Source organism: Methylobacterium thuringiense, assembly GCF_022179645.1.
Taxonomy (GTDB): Bacteria; Pseudomonadota; Alphaproteobacteria; order Rhizobiales; family Beijerinckiaceae; genus Methylobacterium; species Methylobacterium thuringiense.
This window is the reverse complement of record NZ_BPRA01000008.1, coordinates 136,908-152,754: the sequence shown is the minus strand read 5'-3', so window position 1 is coordinate 152,754 and position 15,847 is coordinate 136,908. Positions and strand designations below refer to the sequence as shown.

The 15,847-nt window shown below is 69.1% G+C and carries 15 protein-coding genes; 8 read left to right on the top strand and 7 right to left on the bottom strand.

Going from position 1 to position 15,847, the window contains the following annotated elements; translation table 11 throughout:
• Positions 1 to 48 precede the first annotated feature (48 nt).
• The 4 genes from MFF07_RS09625 to MFF07_RS09610 all read left to right on the top strand — a co-directional run bounded on the left by MFF07_RS09625 (position 49) and on the right by MFF07_RS09610 (position 2,362).
• A complete protein-coding gene (locus tag MFF07_RS09625) occupies positions 49 to 324 on the top strand; it encodes a BrnT family toxin (protein WP_147818628.1) in 276 nt (91 codons plus the stop codon).
• Entirely contained in the window at positions 311 to 631 is a 321-nt protein-coding gene (locus tag MFF07_RS09620; RefSeq protein ID WP_147818627.1) for a BrnA antitoxin family protein, read from the top strand. Before MFF07_RS09625 ends, MFF07_RS09620 begins: the two co-directional genes overlap by 14 nt.
• A 124-nt stretch (positions 632 to 755) precedes the next feature.
• The gene (pyrE, locus tag MFF07_RS09615) at positions 756 to 1,346 is read left to right on the top strand and encodes an orotate phosphoribosyltransferase (protein ID WP_147818626.1); all 591 of its coding nucleotides are present in this window, start codon (positions 756 to 758) and stop codon (positions 1,344 to 1,346) included.
• A gap of 350 nt (positions 1,347 to 1,696) precedes the next feature.
• A complete protein-coding gene (locus MFF07_RS09610; RefSeq protein WP_238231705.1) occupies positions 1,697 to 2,362 on the top strand; it encodes a LabA-like NYN domain-containing protein in 666 nt (221 codons plus the stop codon).
• A 92-nt stretch (positions 2,363 to 2,454) separates the two neighbouring features.
• Here the strand turns inward: MFF07_RS09610 and MFF07_RS09605 are convergent, their stop codons facing one another.
• From MFF07_RS09605 to dapA, 3 genes are all read right to left on the bottom strand, one after another.
• Complete coding sequence (locus MFF07_RS09605; RefSeq protein ID WP_238231703.1) at positions 2,455 to 3,021, bottom strand: peroxiredoxin; 567 nt, start codon at positions 3,019 to 3,021, stop codon at positions 2,455 to 2,457.
• Positions 3,022 to 3,308: 287 nt separating this feature from the next.
• Positions 3,309 to 3,782, bottom strand: coding sequence for an SsrA-binding protein SmpB (smpB, locus tag MFF07_RS09600; RefSeq protein WP_147820340.1), 474 nt, complete (start codon positions 3,780 to 3,782; stop codon positions 3,309 to 3,311).
• 197 nt (positions 3,783 to 3,979) lie between these two features.
• Positions 3,980 to 4,876 carry a 4-hydroxy-tetrahydrodipicolinate synthase gene (gene dapA / locus MFF07_RS09595; RefSeq protein ID WP_147820338.1) on the bottom strand — a complete coding sequence of 299 codons (897 nt, stop codon included), beginning with the start codon at positions 4,874 to 4,876 and terminating at the stop codon, positions 3,980 to 3,982.
• A gap of 185 nt (positions 4,877 to 5,061) precedes the next feature.
• Between dapA and MFF07_RS09590 the strand changes: the two genes are divergently transcribed.
• Complete coding sequence (locus MFF07_RS09590) at positions 5,062 to 7,401, top strand: lytic transglycosylase domain-containing protein (RefSeq protein ID WP_147820336.1); 2,340 nt, start codon at positions 5,062 to 5,064, stop codon at positions 7,399 to 7,401.
• A gap of 41 nt (positions 7,402 to 7,442) precedes the next feature.
• Here the strand turns inward: MFF07_RS09590 and MFF07_RS09585 are convergent, their stop codons facing one another.
• The gene (locus MFF07_RS09585; protein WP_147820334.1) at positions 7,443 to 8,666 is read right to left on the bottom strand and encodes an acyl-CoA dehydrogenase family protein; all 1,224 of its coding nucleotides are present in this window, start codon (positions 8,664 to 8,666) and stop codon (positions 7,443 to 7,445) included.
• Between the two features lie 290 nt (positions 8,667 to 8,956).
• On the opposite strand from MFF07_RS09585, the gene MFF07_RS09580 reads away from it, so the two are divergent.
• From MFF07_RS09580 to MFF07_RS09570, 3 genes are all read left to right on the top strand, one after another.
• A complete protein-coding gene (locus MFF07_RS09580) occupies positions 8,957 to 9,919 on the top strand; it encodes an aliphatic sulfonate ABC transporter substrate-binding protein (RefSeq protein WP_147820332.1) in 963 nt (320 codons plus the stop codon).
• Between the two features lie 84 nt (positions 9,920 to 10,003).
• Entirely contained in the window at positions 10,004 to 10,237 is a 234-nt protein-coding gene (locus MFF07_RS09575) for a DUF6894 family protein (protein WP_147820330.1), read from the top strand.
• Positions 10,238 to 10,391: 154 nt separating this feature from the next.
• On the top strand, positions 10,392 to 11,438 hold the full coding sequence (locus MFF07_RS09570) for an LLM class flavin-dependent oxidoreductase (RefSeq protein WP_147820328.1): 1,047 nt from the start codon (positions 10,392 to 10,394) through the stop codon (positions 11,436 to 11,438).
• A gap of 16 nt (positions 11,439 to 11,454) precedes the next feature.
• Here the strand turns inward: MFF07_RS09570 and MFF07_RS09565 are convergent, their stop codons facing one another.
• From MFF07_RS09565 to MFF07_RS09555, 3 genes are all read right to left on the bottom strand, one after another.
• Complete coding sequence (locus tag MFF07_RS09565; RefSeq protein WP_238231701.1) at positions 11,455 to 11,733, bottom strand: hypothetical protein; 279 nt, start codon at positions 11,731 to 11,733, stop codon at positions 11,455 to 11,457.
• Entirely contained in the window at positions 11,730 to 13,730 is a 2,001-nt protein-coding gene (locus tag MFF07_RS09560; protein ID WP_238231699.1) for an OmpA family protein, read from the bottom strand. The genes MFF07_RS09565 and MFF07_RS09560 overlap by 4 nt, the downstream gene beginning before the upstream one ends.
• A gap of 185 nt (positions 13,731 to 13,915) precedes the next feature.
• Positions 13,916 to 15,583 (bottom strand): porin, encoded by a 1,668-nt coding sequence (locus MFF07_RS09555; RefSeq protein WP_147817556.1) that lies wholly within the window; start codon positions 15,581 to 15,583, stop codon positions 13,916 to 13,918.
• Positions 15,584 to 15,847 lie beyond the last annotated feature (264 nt).

Here is a 15,847-nt window from a genome sequence, read left to right as displayed (position 1 = left end):
TGGAGAGACACCGTTTGACGGAATAAGTTTTCGTACGTACAAAAAGCTGTGACGATCATCTACGACGAGTCGAAGCGACAGGCGAACATCGCCAAGCATGGATTCGACTTCTCGGAGTTCGAGGCGGCCTTCAGCTTCGACCGGTTCGTGACCCTGCCCGCCAAGGCCAGCAGGACTGGGCGCATCCGCTTCACGCTGGTCGGGACGTGGAAAGGGGCGACTGTCGTCGTCGCGATCGTCTCGCCACTGGGAACCGAGGCGGTCTCGCTCGTCAGCATTCGCCACGCCAACGCGAAGGAAAGGGCCGTCCATGACCAAGCCTGAACACGCCCCCGGCTACGTTCCGAACGAGGCCTACAGTCAGGAGGACTGGGACGAGGTCTCGGACAATCCGGAACTGACGGACGAGCAGCTGGCGCAGCTGCGGCCTGCAAAGGACGTGCTGCCGCCGGCGCTCTATGAGGCGCTGGTGAACCGGGGCGGCCGACCGCCGGCCGTCATCCGCAAGGTGCCGGTGACGATCCGGCTCGACCCGCACGTCGTCGACGCCTTCAAGGCCACCGGGCCGGGCTGGCAGACCCGCATGAACGACGCCCTCGCAAAAGCCGCCACCGGCCTTCCGCGTGCGTGACGGGCCATGACAGAACCAACCAGCGTTCGGGGCCGGTAGCCACGCATCATCCGGAGCCTTGCCTCCACGGCCCCCGCTTGCGAGAAGCCGTGCGCTTTTCCCGCTCCGCGAAGGCCCTGCCCGCATGACCCCTGAGGCCGTCCTCGACGAATTCCGCGATGCCGGCGCATTGCTGCAGGGGCACTTCATTCTCAGCTCCGGCCTGCACTCGCCGACCTTCCTGCAGAAGATGACGATCTTTTCCGATCCCGCGCGCACCGAGCGGCTCTGCCGCGCCCTGGCCGCGGCGATCACCGAGCGGTTCGGGCGGATCGACATCGTGGTCTCCCCGGCGATCGGCGGCATCATCCCCGGTTACGAGACGGCACGGCATCTCGGCGCGCGGGCGATCTTCGTCGAGCGCGATCCCGGCAAGCCGTTCCAGCTCCGGCGCGGCTTCAGCATCCCCGCCGGCACGCGCGCCGTGATCGTCGAGGACATCGTCTCCACGGGGCTGTCGGCGCGCGAATGCCTCGCCTCGCTTGCCTCCGAGGCCGGCGAGATCGTCGGCGCGGCCTGCCTGATCGATCGCTCGGGTGGTCGTGGCGAGATCGGCCTGCCGCTGGTTTGCCTCGCCGCCCTCGACATCCCGGCCTACCCCGCCGACGCGCTGCCGCCCGAACTCGCGGCCCTGCCCGCGGTGAAGCCCGGCAGCCGGGCGATCCCGGCGGCGTAAGCGCGGGAGCGTCGATCGTCTCGACGCGCGGTTGTTCGCAAAGGCTTCGTGCCCGCGGCCGCGCGATCGACGGGCCGGCGGCAAGCAAAACCTTGCTTTAGCTTGACAGAGCTGCCGATTTTTACCAAGACTAGTCGCTGTCGACTGTGTCTGTTTTTCGATGCAGGAAAGCTGTTTTTCCTCGCGGGCCGTCCCGCCGCATAAATTTGAAAGGTTTTAAAGCCGAATACACGTGCGCCCTCGCGGTCACGGGCGGCGTTGCCACACGCGCAAAACCCCATTCGGCTCCCGGCTGACATCAGTCGCGCCATCATCATTCCCATTGCCTTTCCAGTACAACGGATTTTTCAATGCCGGCACAGCAGCGCAGCGCCCTCTTCATCGACGGCGCAAATCTCTACGCCACCACCAAGGCCCTCGGTTTCGACATCGACTACAAGCGGCTCCTGAAGGAGTTCCAGGCCCGCGACAATCTCATCAGGGCTTTCTACTATACGGCCATGATCGAGGACCAGGAATACTCTTCGATCCGCCCGCTGATCGATTGGCTCGACTACAACGGCTATCGCGTCGTCACCAAGCCGGTGAAGGAGTTCACGGATTCGGCCGGCCGGCGCAAGATCAAGGGCAACATGGACATCGAGCTCGCGATCGATGCGCTCGAGCTCGCCCCGCATATCGACCAGATGTACCTGTTCTCCGGCGACGGCGATTTCCGCTCGCTGGTGGAGGCGATGCAGCGCCGTGGCGTTCGTGTGACCGTGGTCTCGACCATCCAGACCCAGCCCGCGATGATCGCCGACGACCTGCGCCGGCAATGCGACGAGTTCGTCGACCTGACCCAGCTCATCGCCCGCGTCGGTCGCGACCCCGGCGACCGCCCGGCCCGCCCCGCCGGCGACACCGGTCGCCGCGAATTCGCCGAGCGCGGCGGATCGCGTGCCTCGAGCCCGGCCCTGGAGAGCCGCTACGGCATCCGCCAGCCGGGCGATCCGGAAGACCCCGCCGAGGCTTGAACTGGTGTGCGGAAGCCCTGGTGATCAGGGCTTCCGCATCCACCGCATGGGCGGCGGCGCGCGGTCGCGCTTGCGCTGCGCGAGGGGTTGGATCACGCCTCCGCGTCGAGCCAGTCGATGACCTGCTCGGCGCTGCGGTCCGGCGGAAACACCGGATAGAACACCTTGGTCACGACGCCGTCGTCGAGGACCAGGGTGAGCCGCTTCAGGAGCACCGTGCCGCCGGCCTCGAAAGTCGGCAGCCGTGCTCCGAGCGCCAGGGCACGGTGCCTGTCGGAGAGCAGCGTGTAGGGCAGGTGCAGCCGCTCGGCGGCCTCGCGCTGGTAGTCGCTCGCTTGCGTCGACAGCCCGTGCACCTGCGCGACGCCGCGCGCGATCAACGCGCCATGCCGATCGCGAAAGGCGCAGGCCTGCGGCGTGCAGCCCCGTGCACCGGGAATCGCATCCCAATCCGCGACGAGGTTCGGCTGTCCCGGCTCGCCGGTGCGCGGATAGGCGAAGACGACGGTGCGGCCCGGAAGCCGCGCGAGCGAGATGGTTTGCCCATCGGTCGCCGTCAGCGCCACGTCCGGCAGTCGTCTGCCCTGCAGATGGTCGGCGGCGCCGTCATCGACAGGCGCCGGCAGATCGGGTGGCAGGGTGGAATAATCCTGGGTCACGCGCGCCTCCGACGGGATGGAGCCCACGAGATGATGCGCGGGAGCTGCCGCCGCAAGGGATGGGCGAGGACGGCGGTTTCATGCCCCCGGTCGTATTCTGTCGCCTCATGATCGAGAGGTGACTCTACTCATCTATAGGAATAATAGCGGATGAGCGTCACGCCGTCAACCGGTTTTCGCGCGCCCGTGACCAAGCGGAGCCATTCCGTGCGGCGTTCCTGCCAGTGGGACGGCATGGGACAGGCGGGACGTCCGTCCCAAACGTTCGCTTCGCCGAACGCGTCTTTTCAACCCTTGTCCCGCATCAGCCGCGCCTTGTCGCGCTGCCAGTCCCGCTGCTTGGTCGTCTCGCGCTTGTCGTGCAGCTGCTTGCCCTTGCCGAGGCCGAGCTCGACCTTCGCGCGGCCGTCCTCGTTGAAGTAGATCTTGAGCGGGACCACGGTCATGCCCTGGCGCTGGGTCGCGCCGATGAGCTTGTCGATCTGGCGGCGATGCAGCAGCAGGCGGCGGGGGCGCTTGGGCTGGTGATTGAAGCGGTTGGCCTCGAGATATTCCGGGATGTTGCAGTTGAACAGCATCAGGTCGTTGCCGGACGGCCCGGCATAGGACTCGCCGATCGTCGCCTTGCCGTTGCGCAAGCTCTTTACCTCGGTGCCGCTCAACGCGATGCCGGCCTCGATCACGTCCTCGATCGCGTAGTGATAGCGGGCCGAGCGGTTGTCCGCGACGACCTTGCGGTTGGGTTCGGTCTTGGGAGCCATGGTCTTCGGGATGCAATCGTGTCGGGGCCAAGCTGCCGGATATGGTGTCGATCGGCCCGTCCGGCGAGCCTTGCCGTCTCATCTCAGTGGCCCTTACGGCTGACGCCTTCAGGGCCCTCCGCCGCACGAGCGGCGACGCGCCGTCGCGCTTGCCGATGGCCGGTCGCAGCGAGGGTCGCAGCTTTCGGCCATTGGTATCAGTCCGCGATCAATCCGGCGAAGCGGAGCGCCGCGTCGACGGCCTGCTTGCAGCCCTCGGAGGGCGGCACCATCGGCAGCCGCACCTCGTCCGACATCAGGCCGAGCCGGGCCAGCGCGTACTTCGTCGGCACCGGATTCGACTCGTAGAAGAGCGCGGCGTGGAGCGGGGTCAGCCGGTCCTGGATCTGGAGGGCCTTGGCGTAGTCGCCTGCCAACGTCGCCTCCTGCAGGTCGGCGCTGAGGCGCGGCGCGACGTTGGAGGCCACCGAGATGCAGCCGCAGCCGCCATGCGCGTTGTAGGCGAGCGCCGTCGCATCTTCGCCTGAAAGCTGGATGAAGCTCTCACCCATGGCATGGCGCTGGAGGCTGACGCGGTCGATCTTGGCGGTGGCATCCTTCAGGCCGGCGATATTCTTCAGTTCGAAGAGGCGCGCCATGGTGTCGACGCTCATGTCAACCACCGAGCGGCCGGGGATGTTGTAGATGATGATCGGGATGCCGATGGCGTCGTTCACGGCCTTGAAGTGAGCGTACATGCCCTCCTGCGTCGGCTTGTTGTAATAGGGCGTGACGGTGAGCACCGCCTCCGCGCCGACGGCCTCCGCGTGGCGCGCCCGCTTCACCGCCTCGAGGGTCGAGTTCGAGCCGGCGCCGGCGATCACGGGCACCCGGCCGGCGGCCTGCTCGACGCAGATCTCGACGACGCGGTCGTGCTCCTCGTGGCTGAGCGTCGGGCTCTCGCCTGTGGTGCCGGTCGGCACCAGTACGTGCGTGCCTTGCTCGATCTGCCAGTCGACGAACTTGCGGAAGGCCGCCTCGTCGACGGCGCCGTCACGGAACGGCGTCACCAGCGCGGTCATCGAGCCTCTCAGGCGCGCACGGGTCTCGGTCATCCTGCTGGTCCCAGCCGTCTCTTGGTGTGCCGTCGGTCCGCCTCTGTGGGGCGGCGCCCGCAAATCGGGGCGGGCAGACATAGGCGCTCGGCCGACGCCGCGCAAACCCTTCGCAGACGCAGTTAATGCCTTCTTAACGCACGCGGGGCCAGCTTGACGTTTGGCCTCCCGACTCGGGGTGAACCATGGCGGTCTTTCATCGACCTCGCCTGACTCTCGCGGCGCTCCTGCTCGGTGGCGTCGCCCTCGCCGGCCCGGTGGGTGCGGCCGACGCCACCGGACCCGCCACGACGGCGGCGTTGCCGGCGAGCGATGCCGACGCCTCCTCCGCCGCCCTCAAGGACACCGCGCCCTCCGATCCGGTCGCCGCCGACGCGCTCAAGGTCGAGCCCTCGAAGAGCGAGGCCTCCAAGGGCGAATCCGCGACCGACGCGCCGCTGCCGGCCGCCGCCAGTTCCTACGCCTCGACCGACACGGAGACGCCCGTTGCCTTCCCGCTGCCGGATGCGTCGGTCTCGCCCGCCGCCCCCGTGCCCGAGGTGCCGGACCCGGCCCGTGCCCTGTTTGCCGGCGACACCGATCTCGGCCAGCTCCGCCAGGCGATCGACCTCTACCGCAAGGGCAAGTTCGCCGACGGCGACCGCCTGCGCGACGGCTTCAAGGACCCGGCGGCGCGCGCGCTCTGCGAATGGGTGGCGATCCGCGCCGGCACCGGCGTGGATCTCAGGCGCATCGCCGCCTTCCTGCGCGACAATGCCGGCTGGCCGGCGGGCCCGCTGGTGCGCCGCCGCGGTGAAGAGCGGCTGCTTGCCGAGAAGAAGGATCCGGCCCAGGTCCGAGCCTACTTCGCCACCGCCAAGCCCGAGACCGCCCCCGGAAAGCTCGCCCTGGCGCTCGCCTTCAAGGCCGACGGGCTCGATGCGGACGCCGCCGACCTCGTGCGCGACCTCTGGCGCAGCGAGAGCTTCGGGCGCGTCTTCGAGGCCAAGGTGATGGACGCCATGCCCGGCATCCTCACCACGATCGACCACCGCACCCGCATGGAGCGCGCGCTGCTGAAGGAGGACTGGGAAATGGCCGGGCGCGCGGCCGGCTATGCCGGCGGCTCCTATGCCAGCCTGGTGCGGGCGCGCCGCGTGGTCGAGGCCAAGGGCGCGGGCGCCCCGTCCGCCCTCAACGCTGTGCCGCCGAGCCTTCGCAACGATTCCTCGTTCATGCTCTCGCGGGCGCAGTACTATCGCCGCGCGGACAAATTCGAAGAGGCCGCCAAGATCCTGGCCGCCGCGCCGACGAACCCCGAGGTTCTCGTCGACGGCGACGAATGGTGGGTCGAGCGTCGCATCGTCGCCCGCAAGCTGATCGACCAGGGCGACACCAAGGCCGCCTACGCGGTGGCGAGCGGCCACAGCGCCCGCACCACCGAGAAGCGCATCGAGGCCGAGTTCCATGCCGGCTGGATCGCGCTCCGGTTCTCGGGCGACGCCAAGGCGGCGCAGGCGCACTTCGCCAAGGCCGCGGACATCGCCGAGACGCCGATCTCGATCGCGCGGGCCACCTACTGGCAGGGTCGCGCCGCCGACCAGCTCGGCAACGCGCGCGAGGCCAAGACCTTCTACGAGCGCGCCGCCGGCCAGCCGATCGCCTATTACGGCCAGCTCGCCCGCGCCCGGCTCGGCCAGTCGAGCTTCGATCTGCGCCGCGCCGCCGATCTCGACGGGGACGCCCGCAAGGCCTTCGACGACCGCCTGTTCGTGCGCGCCCTGAAGCTGCTCTCGGCCGCCGCGATGAAGGATCTGGCGCTGCCGCTCTACATCGACGCGGCAAAACTCCTGACCAACGAGGCGGAGGTGAATGCGCTGGGCGACGTCGCCCTGCAGACCGGCGACGCGCGGGCGCTCGTCGCCATCGGCAAGCTCGCGACGCAGCGCGGCCTGGCGCTCGACGTCCACGCCTACCCCACCATCGGCATCCCCGAATACGAGGCCTTCGTGGCCGTGCCGCAGGTGGAGCGCGCCATGGTCTTCGCCATCGCCCGGCAGGAGAGCCAGTTCGACCCGCGCGCCCAGTCCGGCGTCGGGGCGCGCGGCCTGATGCAGATGATGCCGGCCACTGCCTCGCGCACCGCCAAGCGCGTCAGCACCGCCTACGAGCAGGGCCGCCTGACCAGTGATCCGGCCTATTGCGCCCGGCTCGGCCAGGCCCATCTCGGCGAGCTGATGGAGGATTGGCGCGGCTCCTACATCCTCGCCTTCGCCTCCTACAATGCCGGCGGCGGCAACGTGAAGAAGTGGATCGACGCCTACGGCGACCCCCGCAAGCCCGGCATCGACCCGATCGACTGGGTCGAGCGCATTCCCTTCACCGAGACCCGCAACTACGTGCAGCGCGTGATGGAAAACCTGCAGGTCTACCGCAACCGCCTCGGCGGCAAGGGGGACGGCAAGAACGCCCTGCTGATCGAGCAGGATTTCGCCCGCGGGGCCAAGCCGGCGGCGAGCGCCGAGGCCGCGCCGGTCGCGCCGTAGCCGCGGGTTTTCTTTGGAGCTCTCGCCGAAGGTCACGCTCCTCAGGCCGTGCCGACCCGGTACTCGCGCGGCGGCCGCGTGCCGCTGACGGCGAATTCCCCGACGCTGCGCTCGCGGTAGATTCGCGGATTGTGCGAGGTCAGGGTGCGGGCGTTGCGCCAGTGGCGGTCGAGCCCGTGCTCTTCCTTCACCGCCGAGGCCCCGAGGGCGTCGAACAGGGCGGTGGTGGCCTCCAGCACGAGGTTCGTCACCACGGTGACGGCCTGGTTGATCTCGACGTCGGCGATCGCCGTGGCCGGCTCGGCCGCATCTCGGCCGCCGGCCCGGACCGCCTCGTAGGCGCGCTGCACGGCCTCGGCCGCCTTCAGCACGATCGCGCCCGCCGCATAGGCGTTGCTCCGCACGCGCCCGACGACCGCCAGGATCTGCGGGTCGTCCGCCGTGCGGCCGGCATTGCCGTGGCTGTAGACGCGGGTTCGAGCCTGGACGAGCCGGGTCACGTCCTCGGCGGCGGCGCGGCCGATCCCCGCGAGCGTCGCGAGATGCACGAGCTGGAAGAAGGCCATGGCATAGGGAAAGCGCACCGTTTCCGGCTTGATCAGATCCGCGCTCAGGACGACGCCGGTGAAGCGGGCGGTGCCGCTCGCGGTGAGCGCCTGCCCGAACCCGTCCCAATCGTCGTCGATCGCGACGCCGGGCGTCCGCGTCGGCACGGCGGCGATGACCGGCGCGCCGCTCTCGTCCTGCGCCGAGAGGTGGATCCAGTCCGCGAACAGCGAGCCGGTGGTGTAGAACTTCCTGCCGTCCACCACCCAGTCCTCGCCGCGGCGGCGCACCACGGTATCGAACTGCCCGACCTTGGCCGGCCCGGTCTCCGAGACGCCGCTGCCGACGGTCTCTCCGGCCGCGATCCGGGCGATCCAGCGCGCGCGCCACTCCGGCGACGCGGAGGATAGCACGTCCTCGGTGAAGCCGAAATGCGCGCGCAGGGCGTTGGTGACGTTCGAATCGGCCTGCGACAGCTCGATCAGCAGGTTGAACAGTTCGGGCAGGCCGGCGCCGTGGCCGCCGTCCGACGGATCGAGGCGAAGCGTCGTGAAGCCCGCCTCCTTGAGCCAGCCGATCTCGGCATGGGGCAGTGTTCGCCCGGCGTCTCGCGCCACGGCGGTGGCGCGAATCTCCGAAAAGATCGGCCGGAACCGCGCCGCGAGAGCGTCGTAGCGCCCGCTCGGACCCGCCCCCCAACCCGCATCTGTCTGCGACATCGCTCGGCCATCCCGTTCTGAATGCCGCCGCGCAGGAACGATGGGAGAAGCGACGGCCGGCGCGGCGGCCTCATGGAATCGGCAAATTCCGGGTAGAACTCAAGGTGTGGCCGCCTGTTATTGGGATCGTCTCGCCATTTTGAAATCGGTTTCTTCCAATAATCGAGCATATGCACGATCGTTCTACTGAGAATCTACAATATAGAATAAGAATCTATTTGATCGTCGCGGTAGGCCGTCTACGCTCGACGGCCGGTCCTCCGCCGTCCCAGCGCCCCGAGTTGTCCTGCATGATCCTGTCCCGCCGCCGTTTCGCAGCCTCGCTCGGAGGCGCGCTCGGCCTCGGCCTGGCGGGAGCCGGGGCGGGCCGTGCCGCCAAGACGGTGCGCTTGAGCTTCCAGCGCTCCTCGACCCTGCTGACGGTGCTCAAGACCAACGGGACGCTGGAGACACGGCTCGGCGCGGCGGGCAGCGGGGTAAGCTGGCACCAGTTCACCAAGGTGATCGAGCCGATGAATACCGGCGCGGTCGACCTCCATGCCGACGTCGCCGACGCGGTGCCGATCTTCACCCAATCGGCTCGGGCGCCGTTGACCTTCTATGCGATGGAGGCGGGCTCGCCCCGCGCCGACGCGATCGTCGTGCCCGCGGAATCCGAGATCCGCTCGATCGCCGACCTGAAGGGCCGGACGGTGGGCGTCTCGAAGGGCTCCGGCTGCCATTTTATCCTCGCCGCCGCCCTGAAGCGCGAGGGCCTGAGCTTCGCCGACATCAGGCCGGCCTATCTCGAAGCGCCGGACGGGGCCGCCGCCTTCGGGCGCGGCAGCCTCGACGCCTGGGTGATCTGGGATCCGTTCCTGGCGATCGTGCAGGCCAAGCGGCCGGTGCGCGTGCTCGCCGACGCCGGCGGCCTGTCGAGCTACAACCGCTACTATACGGTCAACGATAGCTTTGCCGCCGCGCATCCCGAGATCGTCGCCACGGTGTTCTCGGCCCTGGTGGAGGCTGGCCGTTGGGTGAAGGCGAATCCGAAGGAGGCGGTGGCCCTGCTCGCGCCGCTCTGGGGCGACCTGCCGCCCGAGGTCGTCGCCACCGTCAACGAACGGCGCAGCTACGCCGTCAAGCCGGTCGACCGCGCGGCTTTGGCCGAGCAGCAGAGCATCGCCGACACCTTCCTGGAGGCCGGCCTGATCCCGCGCAGGCTCGACGCCACCGACGTGCGGATCTGGCAGCCGCCGGCCGGGAGGGGCTGAGCCGCATGACTTTCGCCGAGAACGCAAATTGCCTAGTTTGCAACCTGGCCGAGAGTTCGCGGTCGAGGCCAAGAGATCGGGTGAATGCCGCGCTACTTCTTCGACATCGTCAACGGCGGCAGTGATATCGACAATGAAGGCAGCATCTTAGCGAATTTTGAGGCCGCCAGGGAAACAGCCGTTAGGATAGCGTTCGATGCCGCGATCTCCGCACCGCCGATCGACGGCGAACACCCGGCCGTTGTGACGGTGCGCGACAGCTCGGGACGCACGATCCACAGCGTCTGGATCCAGGTGTGCGAACAGGCTCATACCTGAACCGACGTGGCCCATCTCCTTGGTGCATTTGCTCCACAAGGCTGCAGGATCGAGCATTGCGGTGCCGCCTGCACCACCGCCAGCACCTCCTCCCTCGTCGCAACGAGGGCGAGGAGAGCGCTCATCGCGATCGAACCGCGTATCCGGAGCCGGCATGACCCACCCTCTCCGCTTCGGCATCTGGGCCGCCGTCCACGGCTCGCGCGCCGCCCACCACGACCCGGACGAACCGGACGACGCCGGCTGGGCTCGAAACCGTGATCTGGTGCTGGAGGCCGAGGCGCTCGGCTTCGACGCCGTGCTCGTCGCCCAGCACACAATGAATCCCTACGACGAGGGCCGCGACCAGCTCGAAGCCTGGACGGCCTCGGCGGCGCTCGCGGCGCTGACCCGCCGCATCGAGATCATCGCGGCGATCAAGCCGGGGCTCTACCACCCGGTGGTGCTCGCCAAGATGGCGCTGCAGATCGAGCATGTCAGCGAGGGCCGCTTCGGGATCAACCTCGTCAACGCCTGGAACCGCGCCGAATTCGAGCGGGCCGGCCTGCCGTTTCCGGCGCATGACGAACGCTACGCCTATGGCCGCGAGTGGATCGGCCTCGTCGACCGCCTGATGCGGGGCGAGCGCGTCGATTTCGAGGGCCGGCACTTTCGCGTCGAAGACTACCGGCTGAAGCCCGCCGGCACGTTCCGCCCGCGCCCGACGATCTATGTCGGCGGCGAGTCGGAGCCGGCGCGGGCGCTGGTCGCCGACCACGGCGACGTGTGGTTCATCAACGGCCAGCCGCACGGCGACGTCGCCGCCCTCATCGCCGATGTCGCCCGCCGGCCCGCCGCGCAGGGCCGCCTGCGCTACGGCCTCTCGGCCTTCGTCATCGCCCGCGAGACGGATGCCGACGCGAAGGACGAGCACGCGCGCCTGCTCGACCTCAGCCGCCGCGACGAAGCCTTGCGCGCCGACACCCGCGCCCGCACCGACACGGCGAGCGTGATGTTCGCAAAGACCGATGCGGCGGCGACGCGGCATGTCGGCACCAACGGCGGTACGGCCGCGGGACTGGTCGGCAGTTACGGGACCGTCGCCGAGCGCGTCGGCGCATTCCATGCGGCCGGCATCGAACTGTTCATGCTGCAGTTTCAGCCCTTCGAAGCCGAGATGCGGCGCTTCGCGCATCACGTGATTCCGTTGGTGCGGCGGTGACGGCGCCGCCTCGGGATCAGCCTCGCTTCGCCGCCAGCCGTCCGGCGCCGCCGGCGAGGCATCCGGCGAGATAGGCGGCGAGCATCAGCGTGGCGGTTTCGACCCAGAGCCCGGGCTGGCCCGGCACGGTCTGCAGCAGGGCGAGGGCGGAGAGGATCGCCAGGAGTGCGAACGGGATCGCGGCGGCGGCGAGAGCGAAGCGGTCGCGGGGCAGGCCCATGACTGCGCCGATGCAGGCGCCGAGCAGCAGCGCGCCCGCGAGGCCGGGCCACAGCGTCGAGACAAGAAGCGTCATGAGCGCAGCGCCAATCCGATGCCCTGGCGGTCGTTGAGCGGCGCGCTGCCCTGCGCCGCGAGCGCCCGGCCGGAGGCCACCCCCGCCTTCAGGAGATAGTCGACGATCGCCGCGGCGCGGGCGCCGGCGAGGTCCGGCGACGGATCGGGGTCTTTCGCGGGCGGCGGCGGCTCGGTGGGGGTGGGGGCCGGTTTTGCCTTGTCCGCCTTCGTGTTGTCCGCCGCCTTGCCGGCTTCGGCTACCTTGCCCGGTGCCTTGTCGTTGCCCGTCGTCTTCTCTTTACTTGAAGTCTTGGCTTTGTCGGCTTTCGCCTTGTCGGCCTTGTCTTTTTCGGCCTTGGCCTCCGGCAGGGTCTCGGGTTTCGGCGGCTTTGCGCCGGGGGGATCGAGATGGCCGATCACCTCGACGCGCTCGGCCCGGCAGGCCTTGACGAGTTCGGCGACGGCGTCGAGCACCGGATAGAAATCCGGCTTCAGCTCGCTGCTGCCGGGGGCGAAGCGCAGCGTGTGTCCGGCGAGCCGCTCCGAGAACAGCCGGGCGCAGGTCGGCGCGTCGTAGGCCGGGGCCGCGTCGCGGGTGGTGACGGCGACCGTGCTCTCCCAGCCCGGCGGCACGGCGCGGCGCAGGTCCTCTCCGGTGCGGCGGGCGCTCTCGGCATAGAGGCTCTCGCCACCGAGTTGCATCGTGCGGCCGGTGACGGCAATCTCGCCGCTTGCGAGCGTCGAGAGCGGGCCGAGGGTGGCGGTGAGCGCGGCGACGAGGCCGGGGCGCGCGCCGGAGGAGAGACGCGAGCGGTCGACGATCGCCTCGCGCAGGAAGCGCAGTCGCAGGGCGGCGTTCAGCGATTCGCGCGCCGCCCGGTCGGGCAGATAGCCCGACAGCGTCACGCTGCCCGAATCGCGCCGGATGCGCGTCGTATAGGGCGAGACCGGCCGCACCTCGAGCGAGACCGTGCCGGCGCCGATTCCGGCCGGACGGGCGTCGCGCAGAGCCGCCTCGGCCTCGCCGACCGCCTCCTCGTCGAGCGCGGTACCCGAGACCGACAGGTTGCCGCGCTCGAAGCGGACCGAGCCCTCGCGGATCAGGCCGGCGAGGCGAAGTGCGGCCTTGGTCAGGGCGGCCGGGTCGATCGCGGGGTCGAGGCCGCGTGCGGTGCGCATCGCGTCGTCCACCCCGGCCTGCATCCCGGTGTTCGCCAGGACTATCCCCGCCATCTTGAGCGCCTCGGCCCGGGCCGCCTCGGAGACGACGTTGCCGCCGAGGGTCAGGCCGCCGTCGGGACGGCGCTCTACGACGAAGCGGAAGTCGTCGACGCGGGGCGGCAGGATCTCGATCGCCCCGAGTCCGAAGCCCTGCGGCGGCGCGTCCTGTCCTGCCGCGTAGGCCGCCGGATCGAGGGCCTCGCCGCGTATCGAAAGTGTCGTATCGCTCAGGCTCGCGACGGCGCCCGGAGCGAATCCGCCAAGGCGCGCAACGAGATAGGAGGCGCCCTCCATGAAGCCCGCCGGACCGCCGCGGGCCGCCCTCGCCCGGTCGCGCAGGTCCGTTTCAGGTGGCAGCGCGGCCGCAAGGCGCGCCGCCAGCGCCGCGGCGCCGACCTCTGCCGGGCGGTTTCCGCCGGTCTCGACCTGGTCCGCGCGCGTGCGCGTCGCGGTCCAGACGAAGGGCGAGGCGGTTTCGATCAGGCCGGTGCGGTCGCCGACGCGGCGCAGGCCTGGAATCGACGCGAGACGCCCCAGCGCCGCTTCGCGGGAAGCCGAATCCGGCGCCTCCCCGAGCGCCAGCAGGTCGCGGCCCTCCGCCTCGATGCGCAGCCAGGGCTCCGGCTCGCCCCTGCCCGTCTCGCGCACGATCGCGGCGCTGCCGACCCGCAGCGCGTCGGCGACGATGGGTGCGGTGGCGAGGGTCGCGGCTGCCCAGAGCAGCGCGAGCACCGGCAGGCCGGCGAGCCATCCGACGCGATTTCGGAAGGCGGATGAGGAAGTTGGGGACGTCACGGACCTCGAGGACCCTCGATCGCCGTCGAGCCGGACACGGTGAGGACGATCCCCGCAATGTCCGCCCGCTTCGCGGCATCATGAAGGCTGCGGCCGACCCGCATCCGAGGCGTCACGGCATAAAAAGACCCCGACCGGTGAAGGTCGGGGCTCGGAGGTGCTCGGTGCGAAGACGTGTGCGCGAACTAGAAGTCGCGCTGCACGCGGAAGCGGGCTTGGTAGGTGTCTTCGCTGCTCTTCGGATAGAGCGGCAGACCGGCGAGCGTGGTGGTCTTGTCCGCGTTCGTGGTCCGGCCGTTCGCCAGGCTGGTGCGGATGTACTGGCCCTCGACGCCGATATCGAGATCCTTGACCGGCGACCAGATCAGGCTCGCGCCGGTGACGATCTGGGCGGTGTCGCGCAGGGACGGGCTCAGGACATACCCGACCCCGTTCGTCGTGGGTGACGGCGGGGCGACCGCGGTTCCTGCGCCGACCTCGAAGTTGGCGAGGCCTACCGCAGCGCGAGCCCGCTCGCTGAAGTTCATCTGGCCATAGCTGCCGTAGAAGGCGGAACGCCATTCCGGCGACCAGTAATGCAGGTAGGAGGCGACGACCGTGAAGCTCTGCGACAGTTCGATCTTGCCCGTCAGCGGGTTCACGATGGCGTCGGACAGGTATTGGTTGAACGGGTTGCCCGCGAAGACGGCGGCGTTGCTGAGGTACCCGGCCGTGAAGCGGTTGATGCCGGTGTAGAACGAGGCACCCTCGCCGTAGGCACCCTGCAGATAGAGGCCGTCACCCGGAGCGATGAAGGGCATGTTGAACTTCAAACCGCCCTGGATCGCCCAGCCGTACTCGGTCTGTGCGCCGCTGCTGACGCCACGGGCTGCCAACAAGGCTGCGGCCGCGTTGGGAGCCAGCGCAATCGGCGCTCCAGGGGGGCCGGTGATCGCCGAGCCGGCGATGAACCCGCCCGTGTTGACGTCCTTGACGGCGCCCGAGAGCTGAGCCGATCCCCACGGAGCATCGTAACGAAGCGAGCCCACGAAGTCGGGCATGCGCGAGCGCTGCACGGCGTCGACGAAGGCGACGCTGGTGGCGTTTCCGTTCGCGTTCTGGGACAGGATGATCGGCGTCGGAGCGGTGGTGAAGACGTTGTTGGTTCCGGCGACACCGGCGCCTGCACCGGCGGCCGTGACCGCGTCGGAATAGAGCGGGTTCTTGCGGAAGGTCGGGTCTTCCATCGAGAGTGTCGCGGAGAAGCCGCCCTCGAAGGTCTTGGTGTAGGCGAGCAGGTTCGTCGAGGCGAGATCGGAGCCGAGGGAGGTGCCGATGATTTCGTAGTCGTGTGCGTAGAAGTCGAAGAACGACGACGCACGACCGGCCGTCAGGCCTGCGAACTGGACGAAGGCCTTGTCCACGTTGATGAAATTCTCGACGCGGCCGAGCGTATCCTGGCCGGTGCCGGAGAAGGCCTGAGCGCCGCGGACGATCGTGCCCGAGGAAATCTTGGTGTTGCCGGTACGGCTGGCTGCGTCGAGGCGCAGGAAGGCGCGGAGCGTGCCGTAGCCGGTCTGCGTGCGCGCATCGACGTTGAGGCGCATCAGGCCGGTGAAGCCCGAAAGATCGCCACCACCGGGAACGTTGCGGCTGTTGCTGTTGATGTAGCCCGTCTCGAACCGCGCGCGGCCGGAGACGCGCAGGCAGGTATCGGTACCCGGGATGTAGAAGAAGCCTGCGCCGTAGGCGCCGCAGACGCGGACGTATTCGATCGGCGCGGCCTTCTTGACCGGAAGATCGGCTGCCTGTGCCCCTGCGACCGCGGTCAGCCCCGCCGCCGATCCCAGGAGAAGGCTCTTGATGAGCTTCATTGTGGAAACCTCCGAAGTTTCGAGACCCTTGGGAGCGGACTTGTTTCGGTCCACGGCGCCACCCCAGCGAGGCCCCGCGATCCTTCGTCCATTTTCCCTTTATTGGTTTGGCCATCCCCGATGGGGTATCGGCCAATCCAGCGGCGAGGCTTTTGTCTCTGCCGCCGGGGCACCATGGGCGAGCGTGGCCGCACGGGCAATCGACTTCGATGTCGTCGAACCGTCCTAAATCTGCTTCCACAAGAGCTGTTGCCCGCTCGCAAC